This is a genomic window from Streptomyces sp. NPDC040545, assembly GCF_055595065.1.
The window spans coordinates 276,579-299,078 of sequence record NZ_JBVIWA010000001.1; the positions used below are offsets into that span (position 1 = coordinate 276,579).

Annotated in this window: 18 protein-coding genes; 11 read left to right on the plus strand and 7 right to left on the minus strand. The window is 72.4% G+C overall.

The window, feature by feature from the left end; all coding sequences use genetic code 11:
* Nucleotides 1-48 precede the first annotated feature (48 nt).
* The 3 genes from ACZ573_RS01385 (at nucleotide 49) to ACZ573_RS01395 (ending at nucleotide 3,239) form a co-directional block, all read left to right on the plus strand.
* Entirely contained in the window at nucleotides 49-1,344 is a 1,296-nt protein-coding gene (locus ACZ573_RS01385; RefSeq protein WP_471297588.1) for a PspC domain-containing protein, read from the plus strand.
* Nucleotides 1,341-2,039 (plus strand): LuxR C-terminal-related transcriptional regulator, encoded by a 699-nt coding sequence (locus ACZ573_RS01390; protein ID WP_301367111.1) that lies wholly within the window; start codon nucleotides 1,341-1,343, stop codon nucleotides 2,037-2,039. The genes ACZ573_RS01385 and ACZ573_RS01390 overlap by 4 nt, the downstream gene beginning before the upstream one ends.
* A gap of 96 nt (nucleotides 2,040-2,135) precedes the next feature.
* Complete coding sequence (locus ACZ573_RS01395) at nucleotides 2,136-3,239, plus strand: alpha/beta hydrolase (RefSeq protein ID WP_471297590.1); 1,104 nt, start codon at nucleotides 2,136-2,138, stop codon at nucleotides 3,237-3,239.
* Between the two features lie 34 nt (nucleotides 3,240-3,273).
* Here the strand turns inward: ACZ573_RS01395 and ACZ573_RS01400 are convergent, their stop codons facing one another.
* From ACZ573_RS01400 to ACZ573_RS01410, 3 genes are all read right to left on the minus strand, one after another.
* Nucleotides 3,274-4,344 carry a C40 family peptidase gene (locus ACZ573_RS01400; RefSeq protein ID WP_471297592.1) on the minus strand — a complete coding sequence of 357 codons (1,071 nt, stop codon included), beginning with the start codon at nucleotides 4,342-4,344 and terminating at the stop codon, nucleotides 3,274-3,276.
* A 143-nt stretch (nucleotides 4,345-4,487) separates the two neighbouring features.
* Nucleotides 4,488-4,841 carry a hypothetical protein gene (locus ACZ573_RS01405; RefSeq protein ID WP_471297594.1) on the minus strand — a complete coding sequence of 118 codons (354 nt, stop codon included), beginning with the start codon at nucleotides 4,839-4,841 and terminating at the stop codon, nucleotides 4,488-4,490.
* 26 nt (nucleotides 4,842-4,867) lie between these two features.
* A complete protein-coding gene (locus ACZ573_RS01410) occupies nucleotides 4,868-5,794 on the minus strand; it encodes an alpha/beta fold hydrolase (protein WP_471297596.1) in 927 nt (308 codons plus the stop codon).
* A gap of 119 nt (nucleotides 5,795-5,913) precedes the next feature.
* Between ACZ573_RS01410 and ACZ573_RS01415 the strand changes: the two genes are divergently transcribed.
* Both ACZ573_RS01415 and pcrA read left to right on the plus strand, forming a co-directional pair.
* Nucleotides 5,914-6,264, plus strand: a complete 351-nt coding sequence (locus ACZ573_RS01415) for an ArsR/SmtB family transcription factor (RefSeq protein WP_471297597.1) — start codon at nucleotides 5,914-5,916, stop codon at nucleotides 6,262-6,264.
* Nucleotides 6,248-8,770 (plus strand): DNA helicase PcrA, encoded by a 2,523-nt coding sequence (gene pcrA, locus ACZ573_RS01420; RefSeq protein WP_468117467.1) that lies wholly within the window; start codon nucleotides 6,248-6,250, stop codon nucleotides 8,768-8,770. The genes ACZ573_RS01415 and pcrA overlap by 17 nt, the downstream gene beginning before the upstream one ends.
* Before the next feature lie 90 nt (nucleotides 8,771-8,860).
* Here pcrA and ACZ573_RS01425 read toward each other — a convergent pair whose 3' ends face one another.
* A complete protein-coding gene (locus ACZ573_RS01425) occupies nucleotides 8,861-10,411 on the minus strand; it encodes a M23 family metallopeptidase (protein WP_471297600.1) in 1,551 nt (516 codons plus the stop codon).
* Nucleotides 10,412-10,632: 221 nt separating this feature from the next.
* Nucleotides 10,633-11,412 carry an esterase/lipase family protein gene (locus ACZ573_RS01430; protein WP_471297601.1) on the minus strand — a complete coding sequence of 260 codons (780 nt, stop codon included), beginning with the start codon at nucleotides 11,410-11,412 and terminating at the stop codon, nucleotides 10,633-10,635.
* Between the two features lie 174 nt (nucleotides 11,413-11,586).
* On the opposite strand from ACZ573_RS01430, the gene ACZ573_RS01435 reads away from it, so the two are divergent.
* Nucleotides 11,587-11,988, plus strand: a complete 402-nt coding sequence (locus ACZ573_RS01435; RefSeq protein WP_030012651.1) for a cobalamin B12-binding domain-containing protein — start codon at nucleotides 11,587-11,589, stop codon at nucleotides 11,986-11,988.
* Between the two features lie 70 nt (nucleotides 11,989-12,058).
* On the opposite strand, the gene ACZ573_RS01440 is transcribed toward ACZ573_RS01435, so the two are convergent.
* Nucleotides 12,059-13,642: a DUF5691 domain-containing protein gene (locus ACZ573_RS01440; protein ID WP_471297604.1), complete on the minus strand. Its 1,584-nt coding sequence runs from the start codon at nucleotides 13,640-13,642 to the stop codon at nucleotides 12,059-12,061.
* Between the two features lie 258 nt (nucleotides 13,643-13,900).
* A complete protein-coding gene (locus ACZ573_RS01445; RefSeq protein ID WP_471297606.1) occupies nucleotides 13,901-15,244 on the minus strand; it encodes an SWIM zinc finger family protein in 1,344 nt (447 codons plus the stop codon).
* Between the two features lie 134 nt (nucleotides 15,245-15,378).
* Here ACZ573_RS01445 and ACZ573_RS01450 point away from each other — a divergent pair, with 134 nt between their 5' ends.
* From ACZ573_RS01450 to sucD, 5 genes are all read left to right on the plus strand, one after another.
* Nucleotides 15,379-16,485 carry an ATP-binding protein gene (locus ACZ573_RS01450; protein ID WP_471297608.1) on the plus strand — a complete coding sequence of 369 codons (1,107 nt, stop codon included), beginning with the start codon at nucleotides 15,379-15,381 and terminating at the stop codon, nucleotides 16,483-16,485.
* Nucleotides 16,482-18,749 carry a DUF5682 family protein gene (locus ACZ573_RS01455; protein ID WP_471297610.1) on the plus strand — a complete coding sequence of 756 codons (2,268 nt, stop codon included), beginning with the start codon at nucleotides 16,482-16,484 and terminating at the stop codon, nucleotides 18,747-18,749. The genes ACZ573_RS01450 and ACZ573_RS01455 overlap by 4 nt, the downstream gene beginning before the upstream one ends.
* Before the next feature lie 101 nt (nucleotides 18,750-18,850).
* Nucleotides 18,851-20,017 (plus strand): VWA domain-containing protein, encoded by a 1,167-nt coding sequence (locus ACZ573_RS01460; protein ID WP_471297612.1) that lies wholly within the window; start codon nucleotides 18,851-18,853, stop codon nucleotides 20,015-20,017.
* Nucleotides 20,018-20,297: 280 nt separating this feature from the next.
* Nucleotides 20,298-21,476 carry an ADP-forming succinate--CoA ligase subunit beta gene (sucC, locus tag ACZ573_RS01465; protein WP_030011549.1) on the plus strand — a complete coding sequence of 393 codons (1,179 nt, stop codon included), beginning with the start codon at nucleotides 20,298-20,300 and terminating at the stop codon, nucleotides 21,474-21,476.
* 21 nt (nucleotides 21,477-21,497) lie between these two features.
* Entirely contained in the window at nucleotides 21,498-22,385 is an 888-nt protein-coding gene (sucD, locus tag ACZ573_RS01470) for a succinate--CoA ligase subunit alpha (protein WP_189733229.1), read from the plus strand.
* Nucleotides 22,386-22,500: the final 115 nt, after the last annotated feature.

Sequence of the window (22,500 nt, forward strand, 5' to 3'; positions counted from 1 at the left end):
GGGATGCCCTGATGACCGGCCCCCGCCGGGCGTGTGACCCTTGGTGACATGCCCGTAGCCGCCGCTCCCCGAACCCCGCACGCACCAGACGCCGACGAGGTCCCGCAGCGCAAGCTCTACCGCAGCGCCGACGGCCGGATGCTCGGCGGTGTCGCGCGCGGTCTCGCCGGGCACCTCGGGCTGCCCGTGGGCTGGGTCCGGCTCGCCTTCCTGCTGCTGTTCATGTGGGGCGACGGGCTGGGCGTGCTGCTGTACGCCGCGTTCTGGGTCTTCGTACCGCTCGGCGTCGGCGGCCGGACCGGACACCGCTCCTTCTTCGAGACCCTCCCCGACGGCACCCGCCGGCTGCGCAAACCCGACCGGGGGCAGATCACCGCGCTGATCGCCCTGTTCATCGGCGCGGGCATCTTCATCTCCAAGGTCCAGCTCGGCGGCGCCTCCGGCCGGTACGTGTGGCCGACGCTGCTGGTCGGGGCCGGGGTCGTGCTCGTCTGGCGGCAGGCCGACAACGCCCGCCGCGCCCACTGGTCCACGGCCGCCGAACGGAACGGACGCCTCTTCCAGGTCGCGCGGGCCCTCGCCGGCGTCGTCCTGGTCGGGGTGGGCCTGACCGTCTTCATCGTCGTACGGGGCTCCGCCGCACAGCTCGGCAACGTCCTCACCGCCACCCTCGCCGTCCTCGTCGGCGTGGCCCTGCTCGCCGGACCCTGGCTGATCCGGATGACCCAGGACCTGTCCGAGGAACGCCTGATGCGCATCCGCGCCCAGGAGCGCGCCGAGGTCGCCGCACACGTGCACGACTCGGTGCTGCACACCCTCACCCTGATCCAGCGCAACGCGGAGGACGAGGGCGAGGTACGCCGCCTCGCGCGGGCCCAGGAACGCGAACTGCGGAACTGGCTCTACAAGCCCGAGGGCACCGGCAAGGACGAGGCGGAGGAGCCGGCCACCCTCGCGGAGGCCGTGAAGAAGACCGCCGCCGAGGTGGAGGACCACCACGGCGTCCCGATCGAGGTCGTGGTCGTCGGTGACTGCCCGCTCGACGAGCGGCTGGCGGCACAGATCCAGGCCGCGCGCGAGGCGATGGTCAACGCCGCCAAGTACGGTGGCGACGGCGGGCCCGTACAGGTGTACGCGGAGGTGGAGGGGCAGACGGTATTCGTGTCCGTACGGGACCGGGGGCCGGGCTTCGACATCGACGCGGTACCCGGCGACCGCATGGGCGTACGAGAATCGATCATCGGCCGGATGCAGCGCAACGGCGGGACCGCACGACTGCGGTCCGCGCCCGACGGCGGCACGGAAGTCGAGCTGGAGATGGAGAGGGCGGCGAACACAGCATGACCGAGGCCGGAGAGAACGCAGGCGCGGGGGAGACCAGGCGCGTCCGGGTGGTGCTCGTCGACGACCACAGGATGTTCCGTACGGGGGTGCAGGCCGAGATCGGCGAGACCGGACGCACGGGCGTCGAGGTCGTCGGCGAGGCGGCCGACGTCGACCAGGCCGTCACCGTCATCACCGCCACCCGGCCCGAGGTGGTCCTGCTCGACGTGCACCTGCCCGGCGGCGGCGGCGTCGAGGTGCTGCGGCGCTGCGCCCCGCTGATGGCGGCGGCCGAGAACCCGGTGCGGTTCCTGGCGCTGTCGGTGTCGGACGCGGCCGAGGACGTCATCGGGGTCATCCGGGGCGGTGCGCGCGGCTACGTCACCAAGACCATCACCGGCACCGACCTGGTGGACTCGGTCTTCCGCGTCCAGGACGGGGACGCGGTGTTCTCGCCGCGGCTGGCGGGCTTCGTGCTCGACGCGTTCGCCTCGACGGACGCGCCGCCGGTCGACGAGGACCTGGACCGGCTCACGCAGCGCGAGCGCGAGGTGCTGCGGCTGATCGCGCGCGGGTACGCGTACAAGGAGATCGCCAAGCAGCTCTTCATCTCGGTGAAGACGGTCGAGTCGCACGTCTCGGCCGTCCTGCGCAAGCTCCAGCTCTCCAACCGGCACGAACTGACCCGCTGGGCGACGGCCCGCCGCCTGGTCTGAGCCCGGGGCGGGGCAGGCGTCCGGCCTGCGGTGTGACCCACACCGCAGGCCGACCTGGCAACCGGGAGCGCGCACGCCGCCCTCTAGGCTGACGTGATGAGCTTGACCGGTACACCTTTCTTCGCGGCGGTGATCGCCCTGACGGTGATCGCCGTCGTCCTTCCGCTGGCCGTGTGGAGCAAAGTGCGCGGCCCGGCCGCCGTACGCACCGCCCTGCGCGCGCTGATGGTGGTGTTCGCCCAGGTCACAGCCGTCGCCGTGGTGTTCGTCGCGGTCAACCGGGCCGAGCACTTCTATGCCTCCTGGAGCGACCTGCTCGGCACCGGCAAGTACGTCACGGCAGCCCCCGACCTCGGCCCGGACGGGCTCGGCGGCAAGAAGGTCGAAGAGGCGCCGAAGGTCAAGCAGGAGTTCCAGCCGGTGGAGGGGCTGGGCGGCCGGGTCAGGAAGACCGAGCTCGACGGCAAGATCTCCGGAGTCAAGGGCGACGTCATGGTGTGGCTGCCGCCGCAGTACGACGACCCGGCCTACAAGGACAAGAAGTTCCCGGTGGTCGAGCTGATACCGGGCATACCGGGGACGGGGAAGTCCTGGTTCCAGGGGCTCAAGGCGCACGAGGTGCTGGAGCCGCTGATGAAGAGCGGCAAGGTGCAGCCGTTCATCCTGGTCTCGCCGCGCGCCATGCTCCTCGGCAACGGCGACACCGGCTGCGCCAACATCCCCGGCAAGGTCAACGCGGACAGCTGGTTCAGCGTCGACGTCCGCAAGATGGTCGTCGACAACTTCCGGGCCTCGGACGAGGCCCGCACCTGGGGTGTGGCCGGCTACTCGGCCGGTGCCTACTGCGCCGCCAAGCTCGCGATCGCCCATCCCGACCGCTACAGCGCGGCCGTCTCCCTGTCCGGCTACAACGACCCGGGGCAGGAGCCCTCGTCGCTGGTCGCCAAGGACCCCGAACTGCGCAAGACGCACAACCTGAAGAACTGGCTCCAGGCCGCGCCCACCCCGCCCGCGGTGTCGCTGTGGATGTCGGGGGCCGAGCAGGACGGCTACCTGTCCGGCACGGACCTCAAGGCGATCGCCAAGAGCCCGACCGTGGTGCACGCGGAGAAGGTCGTCGGCGGGCACAACCTCGAATCGTGGTCCAAGCAGCTGCCGCAGACCTTCGGCTGGCTGAGCGGCGTGGTCAAGGCCCCGTAGGCCGTCCCTTCCGGATCTCGCCGGGCTGTGGGGACTACGCGGGGCGCGAGGCGCCGGCCCAGGGCATCGAGTCGATCGGCGCCAGCCGGACCGTCGACCCGGGGCGCGGGGCGTGGACCATCTGGCCGTTGCCGACGTAGAGGCCGACGTGGGTGACCCCGGAGTAGAAGAACACCAGGTCGCCGGGGGCCAGCTGGTCGCGGGACACGCGCCGCCCGGCGTTGATCTGGGTGTAGGTGGTGCGGGGCAGGGAGACCCCGGCCGAGCGCCAGGACGCCTGGGTCAGGCCGGAGCAGTCGAAGGACCCCGGCCCCGTCGCGCCCCAGACGTACGGCTTGCCGATCGCCCCGTACGCGAAGGCCACGGCGCGGGCCGCGCGCGAACCGTCGGCCGGGGCCGGGGGCGTGCTGCCCTTGGGCGCGGTGGTCCCGGCGGGCGCGGCGGGTGCGGAGGCCGGTCCGCCGGGCGACTGGGCCTCGTAGGCGGCCCGCTCCTCGGCGGTGAGCCGGGCCAGCAGGTTCTTGGCGGCGGTGAGCTTCTCCTCGATCACGGCCTTGTGCCCGGCGAGTTCGTCCTGCCGGGAGCGCAGGTCGGCGAGCCGCCCGGCGGCCTGCTCGCGGAGCTTGCCGACCTCGTCGAGCCGGCGGCGCACGGTGGTGACCCCGGCGGCGTTGCGGTCCCCGGCGCGGGCGATGAAGGCGGCCTGGGAGAGGTACTCCTGCGGGTCGGAGGCCATCGCGAGCTGGACGGCGGTGCCCAGGGACCCGCTGCGGTACTGGGAGGCGGCGAGCGTTCCGAGTGCGCTGCGGGCGGTGTTGAGCTGGTCGGTCTTGCGGGCCGTCTCGTCGCGCAGTCCGTTCAGCGCGCGTTCGGCCGCGTCCGCCTCTTCCTTCGCCCCGTTGTACTGCTCGGTCGCCGCCTCGGCCTCCTCGTAGAGCCGGTCCACCTCCGACTTGATCTGGGCGGGGGTGGGCCGGGGGTCGGCCTGGGAGGTGCCTTCGAAGACGGTGGCGGTGGCAGCGCCCGCGAGGGCGAGGGTGGCGGCGGTCGTCCGTACCGGGCCGCCGGAGAGCGGGCGCTGCCTGGGCTTTCGATGACTGGCCACGAGGGCCTCACGTCCTTCCTCTGTCGGTGCTTGGAGGAGGACGCTAGACCCGGAGGTAACGGGCGGATGACGAGATGACCGTAAGTGGCCCGATACGACCGGAGCTGGCCGCCGAGGACCGGAGCGGATCGTTCCGATGTGGGTCAGTGCCAGAGAACGGCGATGAAGATGTTGATCACGGTCAGCCCGCCGACCGCGCCGAACAGCCCCTTGTCCACGCGCTCCTCGTCGCGCTTGACGTAGACGAGGCAGAGGATCACGAAGAGGATCGCGAGCTTCACGCCGACCTTGACGTTGTTGACGGGGTCCCCGGCCATCTGGTTGAAGCCGACCAGGAGCACGCCGGTGACGAGCATGGTGAGCGCCCCGTGCAGCATGGCGGGCGTGTAACGGGCGGTGCCCGCGCTCATCGCCTTCATCTGGGTCAGGAAGCCGCCGAGGAGCGAGGCGATTCCGATGATGTGCAGGCCGACGAAGACATCGATGAGTACGTCCATGGCGACGAGCGTACGAGGCGGCCCGGTCAGCCGAAGAAGCGGGTCAGTTCGGCCGTGACGACCTCCGGCCGCTCCTCCGGGAGGTAGTGGCCGCTGCCGTCGACGCGGACGACCCGGGTGTCGGTGCCGAGCGCCGGGACCGCGGCGAGCAGGCGTTCGTAGTTGCTGTGCTCGCCGCCGAGCGCGAGCAGCGGGGTGGTCACGGGGGAGTAGCCGGCGAGGTCGTCGATGTCCTGGCGGAAGGCCTGGTACCAGGCGTTGCCGGCCCGGATCGCGTCCGGGGAGTCGTACGCGCGGGCGTACACCGCGCGGGAGTGGTCGTCGATGGAGGCGGGGTCGGCGGTCATGGCCGCGAACAGCCAGTCCAGCAGCACGCGGTAGCGGCCGGCGAGGAGCTGCTCGGGCAGGCCCGGCACCTGGTTGAAGGCGAACCACCACAGGTGGCGGAGCCCTGAGCGGGGCAGCAGGGGCATCTGCGCCCAGGCCTCCTCGGGGTGCGAGACGTCGAGGAGGGCGAGCCGGCGGGTGGATTCCGGGTGGTTGGCGGCGTGGGCGTAGGCGACCATCGCGCCGATGTCGTGCCCGGCGAAGTGCGCCGACCCGATCGAGAGGTGCCCGAGGAGGGCGTGGACATCGGCGGCCATCGTCTTCTTGTCGTAGCCGTCGGCGGGCTTGGCGGAGCCGCCCATGCCGCGCAGGTCGACGGCGATCACCCGGTACCGGCGGGCCAGGGCCGGCAGCACCTTGTGCCACTGCCACCAGGTCTGCGGCCAGCCGCCGAGGAGGACGAGCGGCTCGCCGCTGCCGCCCTCCACGTAGTGCAGCCGGATGCCGTTGACCTCGGCGTGGTGGCTGGTGAAGCCCCCGTCGAGGGAGGCTGCCAGGGCGGCGTCGTCGAGCGGGGCGGCGGAGGGCGGGGCGGTGTCGAGCGTGGCCGTGGCGGGCTGGGGCATGGCGGGTCCGTCCTCGCGGCGTTGACCGTTCGAAGATTTCGTACGGTTGGATGCCTGGACTGTACGAGATCTTCGAACGGTTTGGCAATGTCCGTACGAGATCTGCGTACAGTGGGGTCATGCCTGCCGCCGCCGCCGAGCCGACCCACCCCGCCGCCGACCGCATCGAGCTGGTCGAGGTCCTGGCGGCGCTCGGACACCCCGTCCGGCTGGAGATCGTCCGCAAGCTGTCCTCCGGCGAGGAGGCGTTCTGCGGCGAGGTCGTCCCCGACCTGCCCCGCTCCAGCGTCACGCACCACCTCAAGACGCTGCGCGAGAGCGGCGTGATCTGCCAGCGCCCCGAGGGCCGCAAGCTCTTCCTCGCGCTGCGGCGCGAGGACCTGGAGCTCCGGTTCCCCGGTCTCCTCGCACTCGTGCTGGCCTGTCGGTCCCGCCCCCTAGACTCGGAATGCGATGAGCAGCCTCTTTGACGACAGTTTCCTGGCGGACCTCACCCCCTCCGACGAGGTCCCGCCGCCGCCCGAGGACCACGCCGCCCCCGAAGCGGGCGCGGACGATCTCTTCGGGGGGCGGTTCGACGTACCCATGAGCGGGGACGCGTACTACCGGGACGGCGCCCCCAGGCCCGTCATCGACCCGGCGACGCTCCTGGACGGGCTCAACGAGGAGCAGCGCGCGGCCGTGGTGCACGCGGGCTCGCCGCTGCTCATCGTGGCCGGGGCCGGCTCCGGCAAGACCCGGGTGCTGACCCACCGCATCGGACACCTGCTGTCCGCGCGGAACGTCCACCCCGGCCAGATCCTGGCGATCACCTTCACCAACAAGGCCGCCGGTGAGATGAAGGAGCGCGTCGAGGGCCTGGTCGGCCCGCGCGCGAACGCCATGTGGGTCTCCACCTTCCACAGCGCGTGCGTGCGCATCCTGCGCCGCGAGTCCAAGCGGCTCGGCTTCACCTCCTCGTTCTCGATCTACGACGCGGCCGACTCGAAGCGCCTGATGGCACTCGTCTGCCGCGACCTGGACCTGGACCCGAAGAAGTTCCCGCCGAAGGCCTTCAACGCCAAGATCTCGAACCTGAAGAACGAGCTGATCGACGAGGAAGCCTTCGCCGACCAGGCCGTGGACGGCTTCGAGAAGACCCTGGCCCAGGCGTACGCGATGTACCAGGGGCGGCTGCGCGAGGCCAACGCCCTCGACTTCGACGACATCATCATGACCACGGTCCACCTGCTCCAGGCGTTCCCGGACGTCGCCGAGCACTACCGGCGCCGTTTCCGGCACGTCCTCGTCGACGAGTACCAGGACACCAACCACGCCCAGTACACGCTGGTGCGCGAGCTCGTCGGCACCGGCTACCCGGACCTGCCCCCGGCCGAGCTGTGCGTGGTGGGTGACGCCGACCAGTCGATCTACGCCTTCCGCGGCGCGACCATCCGCAACATCCTCCAGTTCGAGGAGGACTACAAGGACGCGACGACGATCCTGCTGGAGCAGAACTACCGCTCCACGCAGACGATCCTCTCCGCCGCCAACGCGGTCATCGAGCGCAACGAGAACCGCCGCGCCAAGAACCTGTGGACCCAGGCCGGCACCGGCGCCGTCATCACCGGCTACGTCGCGGACACCGAGCACGACGAGGCCCAGTTCGTCGCCGACGAGATCGACCGGCTGACGGACGCGGGCGACGCCAAGGCGGGCGACGTCGCGATCTTCTACCGGACCAACGCGCAGTCCCGCGTGTTCGAGGAGATCTTCATCCGGGTCGGACTGCCCTACAAGGTCGTCGGCGGCGTCCGCTTCTACGAGCGCAAGGAGGTCCGCGACGTCCTCGCGTACCTGCGCGTCCTGGCGAACCCGGAGGACAACGTCCCGCTGCGGCGCATCCTGAACGTGCCCAAGCGCGGCATCGGCGAACGCGCCGAGGCGATGATCGACGCCCTCGCGATGCGCGAGAAGATCACCTTCCCGCAGGCGCTGCGCCGCGTGGACGAGGCCTTCGGCATGGCCGCGCGTTCCACCAACGCGGTGAAGCGGTTCAACGTGCTGATGGAGGAACTGCGCACGATCGTCGACTCGGGCGCCGGCCCGGCGGTGGTGCTGGAAGCGGTGCTGGAGCGGACGGGCTACCTCGCCGAACTCCAGGCGTCGACCGACCCGCAGGACGAGACGCGCATCGAGAACCTGCAGGAGCTCGCGGCCGTGGCGCTGGAGTTCGAGCAGGCGCGGGAGGCGGCGGCGGCCGAGGCCGCGGAGACCGGGGCCCCGGCTCCCGGGTCCGGCACCCTGGCCGAGTTCCTGGAGCAGGTCGCGCTCGTCGCCGACTCCGACCAGATCCCGGACGAGGACACCGAGGGCACGGGCGTCATCACGCTGATGACCCTGCACACCGCCAAGGGCCTCGAATTCCCGGTGGTCTTCCTGACCGGCATGGAGGACGGGGTCTTCCCGCACATGCGGGCGCTCGGCCAGACCAAGGAGCTCGAGGAGGAGCGCCGCCTCGCGTACGTCGGCATCACGCGGGCGCGCGAGCGGCTGTACCTGACCCGCTCCAGCATGCGCAGCGCGTGGGGCACTCCCTCGTACAACCCGCCGTCGCGGTTCCTGGAGGAGATTCCGGCGGAGTACCTCCAGTGGAAGCGGACGGGCGCGACGCAGAAGCCGGCCGGTCCGATGCGGAGCTCGGGGTACGGGTCGTCGTCGTCCGGATCGGGCAAGGCGACGTTCGGGACCTCGCCGGAGGCGTTCCTGTCCTCGTCGCGCACGAGGTCGGGCCCGTCCGGATTCGCGACGCGGCGGGCCGCCGACAAGCCGGTCATCGCCCTGGTGGTCGGGGACCGGGTCACGCACGACCAGTTCGGGCTCGGCACCGTCATGGAGGTCAAGGGAGCGGGCGCGGACGCGCAGGCCACCATCGACTTCGGGGACGACAAGCCCAAGCGGCTGCTGCTGCGGTACGCGCCGGTGCAGAAGCTGTAGGACGGCGGGCGGCCGTGCGGCCTTCGGGCCGCGCGGCGGTCACGCCGGGGGACGCTCCCGGCGGTTACGTCGGACGGTTACGTCGGGCGGTTACGTCGGGTCCAGGCCGTGGCTGCGGAGCCAGGGCAGGGGGTCGATCGCGGATCCACCGCCGGGCCGGACCTCGAAGTGGAGGTGCGGGCCGGTGGAGTTGCCGGAGTTGCCCGAGTAGGCGATGACGTCGCCCGCCTTCACCTTGCCACCGCGGATCTTGGTGGAGCTGAGGTGGCAGTACCAGGTCTCAGTGCCGTCGGGGGCGGTCACTATCGCCATGTTCCCGTAGGCGCTGTTGTACTGCGTGCGCACGATGCCGTCCGTGGCCGACATGACCGGGGTCCCGTAGGAGACCGGGAAGTCGATGCCGGTGTGCACCGACATCCACATGCCGCCGGCCTGGCCGAAGCTGGCGCTCAGGCCGTGCTGCTCGACGGGGATGGCGAACTTGGGGCGGGCGGCCTCCTTGGCCGCGGCCTCCTCCGCCTTCTTCTTCTTTTCCTCTTCCTGGCGCTCGCGCAGGTCGATGCGCTCCTGCGTGCGGCTCGCGCGGTCCGCGAAGTCGCCCGCGTCGGCGCTGAGCGCGACCAGTTGGGTGTCGAGCTTGGTGTTCGCCGCGACCGGTTTCACCGAGGCCGGGTCGGGCGCGGCCATCGTGGTGGGCTCCTCGGCGGGCCGGTCCGTGCCGGTGAGGCCACCGACGGAGGCGGCCGCGACGCCCGCGACACCCATCACGCAGGCCGAGGGCACGGCCACGGTCAGCAGGGCGGAACGCTTCGCCGGGTTGCGGCGACGGCTGCTGCCGCCGGCGCCGGTGCTCCCGGTCGCCTTGGCACCGGTGCCGGTCTTGCCGTTGCCCTTGGCGGCGGCCCGGCGCGCGGAGCGCGGAGCCGAGGTCACGGGCATGGCCTGGGTGGGGAGGTCGTGGACCTGGGGAAGATCGGGTGCCTCGTGGACCTGCGGCGTTTCGTCGGAGAGCGACTCGAAGACGGCGGTCTCGGTGTACGTGTCCGTCCCGGTCTCGAACCCGGTCTCGAATCCGCTCTGGTGCCCGGCGTCGACGGTGACGGCCTGGGTGGCCTCGTAGGCGTAGCCGACGGAGGTGGCCTGGTACGTGTACTCCTGCGGCGCGTGCTCGGGCTCGGGCTGGTACTCGTACGAGTAGGCGGCCTCGGGCTGGGCCGGGGTCTCGGCGACGGTGTTCCAGGCGGTGGCGTCGTAGGCGCCGGTCTCGGTGCCGGTGGTGCCGTAGCCCGGCATCGCCCAGTGCCCGGTCTGCTCGCCGGAGGTGTCGTAGCCGAAGGAGGGCTGCTGGTACTGCGCGTAGCCGGAGTGGTCCGCGCTCGGCGTGTTCCAGGCGCTCGAGTCCCAGCTCCCGGTGGTCTCCTCGGGGGCGGCCTGGGTCGGGATCGTGGACAGGTAACTGTCCTGCGAGGCCCACGCGGTGGAGTCGTACGCGCCGGTGTCGTAGGAGCCGTAGGCGGCGTAGTTGACCCCCTGGCCCTGCGTTTCGTAGGAAACGTAGGCCGAGTCACCAGCGAAAGCGGTGGTGGAGAGGCCGTCGTACCCGGCATCCGGGTACTGGCCCGACGTGGGGCGGTCGTTCACCAACTTCTCTTTCGCCTCGGCAGTGGGGGCCTGGGTGGCCGGGAACTCAAGGTTCACCGGAGGAGAGCAGTGGCGTGACTGTACCCGGCGGTTACTCGCATCGACAATCTTCGCCGGGTCCCCAGATCTCCGGAACCGGGCATTCGGCCGCCTTTCGGTCGCCGAAATGCGGACCCTTGGCCTTGAGTTCGAAATTCGTTCGACTGCTGGACGCTCGTCGGCTAGGCGACGGAGGTGGTGTTTGAGGCTGTGACGGCTGCCAGACCAGGTCCTTCGAGCGTGCGCCGGACCGCCGCGATCACGGCGGGATGGGCAGCCAGCGCGAGATGACCGATGCCGGTGACCTGCACATTTTCCACACACAGATCCGGGTGCTCGATCCGCGCGGTCCCGACCGGGGTCATGATCGCGTCGAACTCGCTCCAGAACGCCACGCATCGGGTGGCACAGCCGGGCGCGGGCGCGGCGAGCTCGGTCAGCACCTCGGAGTCCGGGCGTATCTGCCGGATCAGCGGGTGCGCGTCCATGAAGGGGGCGACCCGGGTTCCGGAATGCGGGGTGCCGAGGGTGACGAGGGTCCGGACCCGGGTGTCGCCGCCGAGCCGCTGCACGTAGTACCGGCCGACCAGACCGCCCAGGCTGTGCCCGACCAGATCCACCCGTTCCTGCCCGGTGCGCTCGCACAGCTCCTCGACACGCCGGGCGAGATGGCGGGCGGGGACGCGCAGATCGAGGGTGAAGGGCGAGTAGTTGTACGCCTCCACGTGCCGGCCTCCGGCCCCGAGGGCGCGGCGCAGCAGGACGAAGACGGACCGGTTGTCGGTGAACCCGTGGAGAAGGAGGACCGGCGGGCGTGTCGCGGGAGCGCGGGTGGTGACCTTCTCCTGGCACACTCCGGTGGGATACAGCAGGAGGTGTCCGCCGAACACCACCATCTCGAGCGCGCCGGCCCGCAGCGCGGCGCCGGACAAGGGCATGGACATGGGTATGAGCAGCCCCATCGACGGCCTCCCCTGAGCCTCTGCGGGACCGCGGCGCTCGCACCACCGTGCCGTGCGGCTGTCGGCACGGTGGCGCAATGCCGTCCCACGTGTGATTTCCCCCTCGTGGTTGACCGCGAAACGGTGGCGTGCGCGATGCTGTACTTAACGTTCGTTCACTCGGGAGGCAGTGCGATGGGTGTGACCGGTCCGATCCGTGTGGTGGTGGCCAAGCCGGGTCTCGACGGCCACGACCGCGGGGCCAAGGTGATCGCGCGGGCGCTGCGGGACGCGGGCATGGAGGTCATCTACACCGGCCTCCACCAGACCCCCGAGCAGATCGTGGACACCGCCATCCAGGAGGACGCCGACGCCATCGGCCTCTCGATCCTCTCCGGCGCCCACAACACGCTCTTCGCGCGCGTGCTGGAACTCCTCAAGGAGCGTGACGCGGAGGACATCAAGGTCTTCGGCGGCGGCATCATCCCGGAGGACGACATCGCCCCTCTGAAGGAGAAGGGCGTCGCCGAGATCTTCACGCCGGGCGCGACGACGACCGCCATCGTGGAGTGGGTCCGCGCCCACGTCCGCCAGTAGCCTCCGGCGACCGGGTTCGGGGCGGAGAGCCCCGGCCTTCGGATCACCCCGGCCGAGCCCCTCGCAGCGGCTAGGCCGGGGCCAGTTCGGACAGCATCGCCGCGCGGAGGCGAAGGGTCGAGACGAGGCGCTGGAAGGCCTCGGCCCAGTACGCGGCTGCGCCAGGGGCCGCGTCCGGGAGGTCCTCCGCGGCCGTGGTCAGGGCCTCCAGCCGGCCCGCTTCCGCGGGATCGAGGCAGCGCTCCGCCAGGCCCATCACTCCGCTGAAGCTCCACGGGTAGCTGCCCGCGTCGCGGGCGGTGTCCAGCGCGTCCACGACCGCCCGGCCCAGCGCTCCCGCCCACGGCACGACGCACACCCCGAGCAGCTGGAACGCCTCCGACAGCCCGTGGGCCCGTATGAACTCCGCGACCCACTCCGCCCGCTCCGCGTGCGGAAGGGTCTCCAGCAGCTTGGCCCGCTCCGCGAGCGAGGCCGTGCCCGGACCCGCCGCGGGCGGCGCGGACGCCGGGCCGAGCAGCGCCCGCGACCACGGCGCGTCGCGCTGGCGCACGGCGGCCCGGCACCACGCCGCGTGCAGCTCCTCCGTCCAGCCGTCGCCGGCGGCCACCGGCAGCGCCACTATCTCCGCCGGTCCGAGCCCCCCGAACCGCTCCCGCCAGCACGACAGCGGCGCCGCCTCCACCAACTGGCCGAGCCACCAGGCCCGCTCCCCGCGCCCGGCGGGCGGCCGCTTGACCACCCCGTCGCGGAGCATCCCCGCGTCGCACTCGGCCGGCGGAGTCACCCCCTCGGGGCCCACGCAGGCCAGCGCGCGCTCGGCCATCCGCCCGGCCAGCGCCGAGGTCGGCAGCGCCGACAGCAGTTCGGCGGCCGTGGCACGGACATTGCGGCTGCGGTCACCCAGCGCCGCCTCCAGGAAGGGCTCGTCCCCCGCCGACAGCCCCACCCTCAGCGAATCGAGGAACATCAGCCGGTCCTCGGCCCGTTCGGTGGCCCAGGTCGTCGTCAGCAGCCGCGGCGCGGCCGCCGCCTCATGGGCCCGGACGGCCCCGAGCAGGGCCACCCGCTCCGCGAACAGCCCCTCCTGCCAAAGCCGTTCCACCGCCGCCCGGTCCGTCACCTCCGGCAGTTCCCCGGCGCCGCCCGAACCGCCGCGCAGGGCGAAGCGCCAGTCCGGATTCATCCGCGCCAGCCACAGCCCCCGTGTCCCGGCCAGGGCCAGGGCCTGCGGCCGCAGGTCCGTACGGGCCCGGGCCGCGTCCAGCAGCGCCGGTACGAGCGCGGCCGGAGAGCGGTAGCCGTGCCGCGCGGCGGCGGCCAGCCACTGCGGCAGCAGTTCCGTGAGGTCCGGGGCGGTCCCGCGCCGCCCGCCGCCGTTGACCGGGCCGCTGCGGCCGGCCAGCAACTGCGCGAGCCTGCGGCCGGCCGCCTCCGGTGGCGCCGGCCGGGGGTCCCGGGGCGCGGGCTCCGGGCGCGGCCCGGCCTCGGCCGGACGCAGCCCGGCCCGGCGCCGTACGGTGTGGACGGCCGCCGCGTCCAGCAGCGCCTCCGGTGAGCCCGCCGGGCCCTCGCCCCGGCGCCGCTCGGTGCCCAGCAGCGCGGCGGCGACCAGCTCCTCCCACTCCCCGTACCCCTCGTCAGCCTTGTCCATAGGGCCCCTCCCTCGTCGGTCGTCGTCGGTCGTCGTCGGTCGTGTCATGGGCTCCGGTCCCGCCCCCTCCGCGGGACCGGAGCTGTCGATGTCCCCGTCCGCCTGCTCAGCTGGCGTGGTTGTCGTTCATGCAAGCCCCCCGGCTCGTCGTCGTTTGTCGTGCGGCGCCCCCCGGCGCCGTACGTCTCCTCGCCGCCTGTGCGACGGCACAGGACCCCCCAGGCCCCCTGCGATGTGTCTGCTTGTTTCCGCTTCTGATCAGGACAGGGCGACGGGCTCGGCCGAGTCCGGCTGCCAGGCCGTCAGAGGGGTGAAGCCGCGGTGACCGCACTCGCCGAACACCGTCACCGGGCCCCCGCCCGACAACGCCGCCAGCTGCCACAGCCCCCCGCGGGAGCGGCCGCCGCCCCCGGTGAGGGGCACCGGCAGGGCGGAGGTGCCCTCCGCGTCCGCCAGCTGCCAGCCGAGCTCTCCCGGTATCGGAACCACCGGACCGAGCACCACCGGCCAGGACTCCAGCCATGGGTCCTGCCGCAGCGCCGCCCCGTACGCCTCCAGAGCCGCCCCCGTGCTCACCCCGGCCGGAACCTCCGCGCACGGCACGGCTGCCGCGAACCTCTCACCGAGGTCCGCCCGCAGCCCCGCCGACCCGGGCCGGAAGCGCATCTCCGCCTCCAGCGCAAGCCCCACCGGCAGGGCCAGCCCCGGTGGCCGTCCCGGCGGTCCGAAGTCCAGCACCAGAGCGGGCCGCCCGCCCGCCAGCCCGCGCAGCCATATCCGGCGGGTGGTGAGCCGGCCGTCCGGTGACACCGTGTCGTACTGGGCGAGCACCAGCCACCGGTCCCGTACGGCCTCCCCCTCCCCGGAGGCCGGCAGTCCCACGCGGCTGCGCACCGTCGCCGCCAGCTCTTCCGGCAGCCCGGCCACCCCCAGCCACGCCCGGTCGAGCAGGTGCAGCAGCGCCGCCTCCTCCAGCATCCGGGCGGGCCAGCCGGGGCCGCAACTGGGTATCGCCCCCAACTCCCTTACTCGCCCTGCCAGTCCGGGTGCCTGGGCGTCGACCATGCGGGCCGCCGTCTCCTCCCATCCCGCGTATCCCGCCTGCTCCTGGCCCGCGAGGCCGCCGCGCAGCAGATCGGCCAGCCGCTGCTCCAGCTCCGTGACGCCCGCGCCGACGCGCGCCGCCCGCCGCTCGGCCCGCTTCCGGGCCCCCTCCTCGTCGGCCGGCGCGGCCCTCCCGCCGGGCGGCCGGGCGGCCTTGGCCGCCCGGTCCGCCAGCCACTGCGCGGCCCACTCCGGAGCCTCGCCCGGCTCGCCGGCCCCCTCCGCCGACCAGAGCAGCAGCAGTCCCAGCGCGTGCTTGCAGGGGAACTTCCGGCTCGGGCAGGAGCACTTGTACGCGGGGCCCGTCAGGTCCACGACCGTGCGGTACGGCTTGCTGCCGCTGCCCTTGCACAACCCCCACACAGAACCGGAAGCGGAACCTCCGATCTGCAACCACGGCCCCGCCCCGCCGAGTCTGCCCCCCGCCTTGCGTGAGGCATCGTCAGGAGCCAGATCCAGCACCTGTTCCGCTGTCCAGCGGTCCCCCTGATCAGTCATGTGAACCACCGTAGAGACCGCCACTGACAATCGCTCTGACCAGCAACAACGCTATCGGCAAGGTCCGTTGTCAGTGGCGTGGTGCACCGTGGTGTCAGCAGTCGGGAGCGGCTGCCGAGCTTTGGAGGGGGACCATGACCATGCACGGGAACGAGCAGCGAGCAGAGGCTCTGCGACCGCACGCCGAAGACGCCTTCGCACACGAACTGAAAGCCCTGGCGGCCGCCGACGACCGGCCCCGCCCGACCCGCTGGCAGCTCTCCCCGTGGGCCGTCGCCACGTACCTGCTCGGCGGCACGCTCGACGACGGCACGGTGATCACACCCAAGTACGTGGGGCCGCGCCGCATCGTCGAAGTGGCCGTCACCACCCTGGCCACCGACCGCGCCCTGCTCCTGCTGGGCGTCCCCGGCACCGCCAAGACCTGGGTGTCCGAACACCTCGCGGCCGCCGTCAGCGGAGACTCCACCCTCCTCGTCCAGGGCACCGCGGGCACCCCCGAGGAAGCCATCCGGTACGGCTGGAACTACGCCCGGCTGCTCGCCCACGGCCCCAGCCGCGAGGCGCTCGTCCCCAGCCCCGTCATGCGGGCCATGGCCGACGGCATGACCGCCCGCGTCGAGGAGCTCACCCGCATCCCCGTCGACGTCCAGGACACCCTCATCACCGTCCTGTCCGAGAAGACCCTCCCGATACCGGAGCTCGGCGAAGAGGTGCAGGCCGTGCGCGGCTTCAACCTCATCGCCACCGCCAACGACCGTGACCGCGGGGTGAACGAGCTCTCCAGCGCGCTGCGCCGCCGCTTCAACACCGTGGTGCTGCCCCTGCCCGCCACCGCCGACGCCGAGGTCGACATCGTCGCCCGCCGCGTCGACCAGATGGGCCGCGCCCTCGACCTGCCGGCCGCGCCCGAAGGCCTGGAGGAGATCCGCCGCGTCGTCACCGTCTTCCGCGAGCTGCGCGACGGCGTCACCGACGACGGCCGGACGAAGGTGAAGTCGCCCAGCGGCACCCTGTCCACCGCCGAGGCCATCTCCGTGGTCACCGGCGGCCTCGCCCTGGCCGCCCACTTCGGGGACGGCGTGCTGCGCCCCTCCGACGTGGCCGCCGGGATCCTCGGCGCCGTGGTCCGCGACCCGGCGGCCGACAAGGTGGTCTGGCAGGAGTACCTGGAGGCCGTGGTCCGCGAGCGCGACGGCTGGAAGGACTTCTACCGGGCCTGCCGGGAGGTGACCGTATGAGCCCGAGCCCGGAGAAGGGCCCGCTGCTGCTGGGCGTACGGCACCACGGGCCCGGCTCGGCCCGTGCCGTCCGGGCGGCCCTGGAGGCGGCCCGGCCCGAGGCGGTGCTCATCGAGGGCCCGCCCGAGGGGGACGCGCTGCTGCCGCTCGCCGCCGAAGAGGGGATGCGGCCGCCCGTCGCGCTCCTCGCGCACGCGGCGGACGACCCGGGCCGGGCCGCGTTCTGGCCGCTGGCCGGGTTCTCACCCGAATGGGTGGCCATCCGCTGGGCCCAGGAGCACGACGTCCCGGTCCGGTTCATCGACCTCCCGGCGGCGCACTCGCTCGCGGCCGGAGGGGAAGGGCCGGAAGGGACCGAGCCGGACGCCGTCCGGCTGGACCCCCTGGCCGTGCTGGCCGAGACCGCCGGCTACGACGACCCCGAGCGCTGGTGGGAGGACGTCGTCGAGCACCGCGGCGCCGGGGGTGTACGGGAGGACGTGCTCGGCGCCTTCGAGGCGCTCGGGGAGGCCATGGGAGCCCTGCGCGAGGCCTACGGCGACGGGGGCCACCGGCGCGACCTGGTCCGCGAGGCGTACATGCGCCAGCGGATGCGCGCCGCCCGCCGGGAGTTCGGCGACGCCTACGCCGTGGTGTGTGGAGCCTGGCACGTCCCCGCGCTGCGGGCCAGGACCACCGTGGCCGCCGACAAGGCCCTGCTGACCGCCCTGCCCAAGGTCAAGGTGGAGACCACCTGGGTGCCCTGGACCCACCGCAGGCTCGCCCGGGCCGGCGGGTACGGCGCGGGGATCACCTCGCCCGGCTGGTACGCCCACCTCTTCTCCGCCCGGGACCGGCCCGTCGAGCGGTGGCTGACCAAGGTCGCCGGCCTGCTGCGCGAGGAGGACCGGCAGGTCTCCTCGGCGCACGTCATCGAGGCGGTCCGGCTGGCCGAGACCCTCGCCGCGATGCGGGGCCGGCCGCTGCCGGGCCTGACGGAGACCCTGGAAGCGGTCCGGGCGGTGATGTGTGACGGCTCCGACATACCGCTCGCACTGATCGAGGACCGGCTCGTCGTCGGCGACGTGCTCGGTGAGGTCCCGGACGGAGCCCCCGTCGTCCCCCTCCAGCGCGACCTGACACGGCAGCAGCGCACGCTGCGGCTCAAGGCCGAGGCACAGGACCGCGAGCTGGAACTGGACCTGCGCAAGGACACCGACGCGGCGAAGTCCCTGCTGCTGCACCGGCTGCGGCTGCTCGGTGTCGGCTGGGGCACACCTGCCGCCTCCCGGGCCGGCACCGGAACCTTCCGGGAGACCTGGCGGCTGCGGTGGGAGCCGGAGCTGTCGGTGCGGATCGCCGAGGCCGGCATATGGGGGACCACCGTCCTCGGGGCGGCCACCGCCAAGGCCGAGGCGGACGCCGCCGCGGCCGAGGAGCTGGGCGAGGTGACGGCCCTGGCCGAGCAGTGCCTGCTGGCCGGGCTCGCGCAAGCGCTGCCCGCCGTACTGCGGGCCCTCGCCGACCGGGCCGCGCTGGACACCGACGTGGCGCGGCTCGCCAAGGCCCTGCCGGCCCTGGCCCGTTCGCTGCGGTACGGGGACGTCCGGGGCACCGACGCGACGGCGCTCGGCGCCGTGGCGGCCGGGCTGGCCGAGCGGATATGCGTGGCGCTGCCGTCGGCCTGTACGGCCGGCCTGGACACCGACGCGGCGGCGGAGATGCGCGCCCACGTGGACGGGGTGCACGGGGCGATCGGCCTGCTGGCGGACGCCGCCGAAGGGCTGCGGGAGCGCTGGTCCGCGGTGCTCGCCACGCTGGCCGGCCGGGACACCGTGCCCGGCCTGATCCGCGGCCGGGCGGCCCGGCTGCTCCTCGACGACGGGCGGCTGCCGGCCGAGGAGACGGCCCGGCTGATGGGGCTGGCCCTGTCCCCGGCGTCCTCCCCGGCCGACGCGGCGGGCTGGATCGAGGGCTTCGCGGGCGGGAGTTCGGGCGGGGGCACGCTGCTGGTCCACGACGACCGGCTGCTGGGCCTGATCGACGCCTGGCTGGTGGGGGTGCCGGAGCGGGCGTTCACCGACGTACTCCCGCTGCTGCGGCGGACGTTCGGGGCGTACGAGCCGGGCGTGAAGCGGACCTTGGGCGAGCTGGTGCGGCGCGGGCCGGGCGGCTTTGCCGCCGCGGCGCCCGGTGGCTCGGCTCCGGCGGGTTTCGCCCCGGAGCTGGATCCGGAGCGGGCGGACGCGGTGGTGGGGCTGGTGCGGATGCTGCTCGCCGGGTGAGGTGCGGCGCCGTTGCCGGGGGCGCCGCCCCCGGACCCCCGCGCCTCAAACGCCGGCGGGGCTGGAACAGGTGGACACGATGAGTGGAGGGGGACGGACGGATGAGCGGTACGGACATGGGCACGGCCGGAGGCGAGCGGCTGCGGCGGTGGCGGATGGTGCTCGGCGGGGGCGAGGCCGACGGCACCGGGTGCGCGCTGGCCGGGCGGGACGCGGCGATGGACGCCGCGCTCGGCGCGCTGTACGGCGGGGGCGGCGAGGCGGGGTCCCGCAGGACGCCGGGGGCGCGGTCGGCCGGGCTCGGTGGGTCCGCTCCGAACGTGGCCCGCTGGCTCGGGGACATCCGTACGTACTTCCCGAGCTCCGTGGTCCAGGTCATGCAGCGCGACGCCATCGAGCGGCTGGGCCTGGCCGCCCTGCTGCTGGAGCCGGAGATGCTGGAGGCCGTCGAACCGGACGTGCACCTCGTCGGCACCCTTCTCTCCCTCAACAAGGCGATGCCCGAGACGACGAAGGAGACGGCGCGGGCCGTGGTCCGCAAGGTCGTCGAGCAGCTGGAGAAGAAGCTCGCGGCGCGGACCCGGGCGACGCTGACCGGCGCCCTGGACCGGTCCGCGCGGATCAGCCGTCCGCGCCACCACGACATCGACTGGGACCGCACGATCCGGGCCAATCTCAAGAACTACCTGCCCGAGTACCGCACCGTCGTCCCCGAGCGGCTGATCGGCTACGGCCGGGCGGCGCAATCGGTGAAGAAGGAGGTGATCCTCTGCATCGACCAGTCGGGTTCGATGGCGGCCTCCGTCGTCTACGCCTCCGTCTTCGGCGCGGTCCTCGCCTCGATGCGCTCGATCGCCACCCGTCTGGTCGTCTTCGACACCGCGGTCGTCGACCTGACCGACCAGCTCGACGACCCGGTCGACGTCCTTTTCGGCACCCAATTGGGCGGTGGTACCGACATCAACCGCGCTCTCGCCTACTGCCAGTCGAAGATCACCCGGCCCGCCGACACCGTCGTCGTCCTGATCAGCGATCTCTACGAAGGCGGTATCCGCAACGAGATGCTGAAGCGGGTCGCCGCGATGAAGGCGGCGGGCGTCGAGTTCGTGACCCTGCTGACCCTGTCCGACGAGGGGGCCCCGGCCTACGACCGCGAGCACGCCGCAGCCCTTGCGGCGCTGGGGGCTCCGGCCTTCGCCTGCACGCCCGACCTGTTCCCGGACGTAATGGCCGCGGCGCTGGAGAAGCGCCCCCTGCCCACCCCCTGACGCCCACGGCCCGGCCTTTGCTGTGAATCGGTGAATCACACGAACTTCCAGTTCAACCGTGAGGCGTTCTGTGACAGGTATCACCGCTCAGGTGTGATCTGTGATTTAGGGACCCAGGTCCCTCGGGGATAACCTGCGGGACGGACATGCCGCGTCCACGGTCACCGTGTGCGCCTTCCTTGTGACAGCGCCGTCACGTTGCCCTCCGCGGCACGCCCACGCAGATAGCAGACAACCGCGAATCACTGCGAATCTTTAAAAAGACAAGGGACGGACGCGCGTGGACCTGTTCGAGTACCAGGCGAGGGACCTCTTCGCCAAGCACGGTGTACCGGTGCTGGCCGGTGAAGTCATCGACACGCCTGAGGCGGCTCGCGAGGCCACCGAGCGGCTGGGCGGCAAGTCGGTCGTCAAGGCGCAGGTGAAGGTCGGCGGCCGCGGCAAGGCCGGCGGCGTGAAGCTGGCCGCCACCCCGGACGAGGCCGTCGCCCGGGCGACGGACATCCTCGGCATGGACATCAAGGGCCACACGGTCCACAAGGTGATGATCGCCGAGACGGCTCCGGAGATCCTGGAGGAGTACTACGTCTCGTACCTCCTCGACCGGACCAACCGCACCTTCCTCGCCATGGCGTCCGTCGCGGGCGGCATGGACATCGAGCAGGTCGCCGAGGAGACCCCGGAGAAGCTCGCCAAGGTCCCGGTGAACGCCAACGAGGGCGTGACCATCGAGAAGGCCCGCGAGATCGTCGCGCTGGCGCAGTTCCCGGCCGAGGTCGCCGAGAAGGTCGCCGAGGTCCTCGTGACCCTGTGGGCGACCTTCATCGCCGAGGACGCGCTCCTCGTCGAGGTCAACCCGCTCGCGAAGGTCGCCAGCGGCGACGTCATCGCGCTCGACGGCAAGGTCTCGCTCGACGAGAACGCCGAGTTCCGCCAGCCGGGTCACGAGGAGTTCGTGGACCACGCGGCCGCGAACCCGCTCGAGGCCGCCGCCAAGGCGAAGAACCTCAACTACGTCAAGCTCGACGGTGAGGTCGGCATCATCGGCAACGGCGCGGGTCTCGTCATGAGCACCCTCGACGTCGTCGCCTACGCCGGCGAGAACCACGGTGGCGTCAAGCCCGCCAACTTCCTGGACATCGGCGGTGGCGCCTCCGCCGCCGTCATGGCCAACGGTCTCGAGATCATCCTCGGCGACCCGGACGTCAAGTCCGTCTTCGTCAACGTCTTCGGTGGCATCACCGCCTGTGACGAGGTCGCCAACGGCATCGTCCAGGCGCTGCAGCTGCTCGCGGACAAGGGCGAGGCGGTCACCAAGCCGCTGGTCGTCCGTCTCGACGGCAACAACGCCGAGCTGGGTCGCAAGATCCTCTCGGACGCCAACCACCCGCTGGTCCAGCGCGTGGACACCATGGACGGCGCGGCCGACAAGGCCGCCGAGCTCGCGGCTGCGAAGTAAGGGCAGAGGTCACAGACTCACATGGCTATCTTCCTCAACAAGGACAGCAAGGTCATCGTCCAGGGCATGACCGGTGCCACGGGCATGAAGCACACCAAGCTGATGCTGGCTGACGGCACCAACATCGTCGGCGGCGTGAACCCGCGCAAGGCCGGCACCACCGTCGACTTCGACGGCACCGAGGTCCCGGTCTTCGGCTCCGTCGCCGAGGCGATGGAGAAGACGGGCGCCAACGTCTCCGTCCTCTTCGTCCCGCCGGCCTTCGCCAAGGCCGCCGTGGTCGAGGCGATCGACGCCGAGATCCCGCTGGCCGTCGTCATCACCGAGGGCATCGCGGTGCACGACTCCGCCGCCTTCTGGGCGTACGCGACCGCCAAGGGCAACAAGACCCGGATCATCGGCCCGAACTGCCCGGGTCTGATCACCCCCGGCCAGTCCAACGCCGGCATCATCCCGGGCGACATCACCAAGCCCGGCAAGATCGGTCTCGTGTCCAAGTCGGGCACGCTGACCTACCAGATGATGTACGAGCTCCGTGACATCGGCTTCACCTCCGCCGTCGGCATCGGTGGCGACCCGGTCATCGGCACCACGCACATCGACGCCCTGGAGGCCTTCGAGGCCGACCCGGACACCGAGCTGATCGTCATGATCGGCGAGATCGGCGGCGACGCCGAGGAGCGTGCGGCGGACTTCATCGCGAAGAACGTCACCAAGCCGGTCGTCGGCTACGTCGCGGGCTTCACCGCCCCCGAGGGCAAGACCATGGGCCACGCGGGCGCCATCGTCTCCGGCTCCTCCGGCACCGCGCAGGCCAAGAAGGAGGCCCTCGAGGCCGCCGGCGTGAAGGTCGGCAAGACGCCGACCGAGACCGCGAAGCTGGCGCGCGAGATCCTCGCCGCCAAGTAAGCGCGACATCGCACGGGCGTGGGGGGGGGGGGGGGGGGGGGGGGGGGGGGGGGGGGGGGGGGGGGGGGGGGGGGGGGGGGGTTTGGGTTGGGTGTTTGGGGTTGGGGCGGGTGGT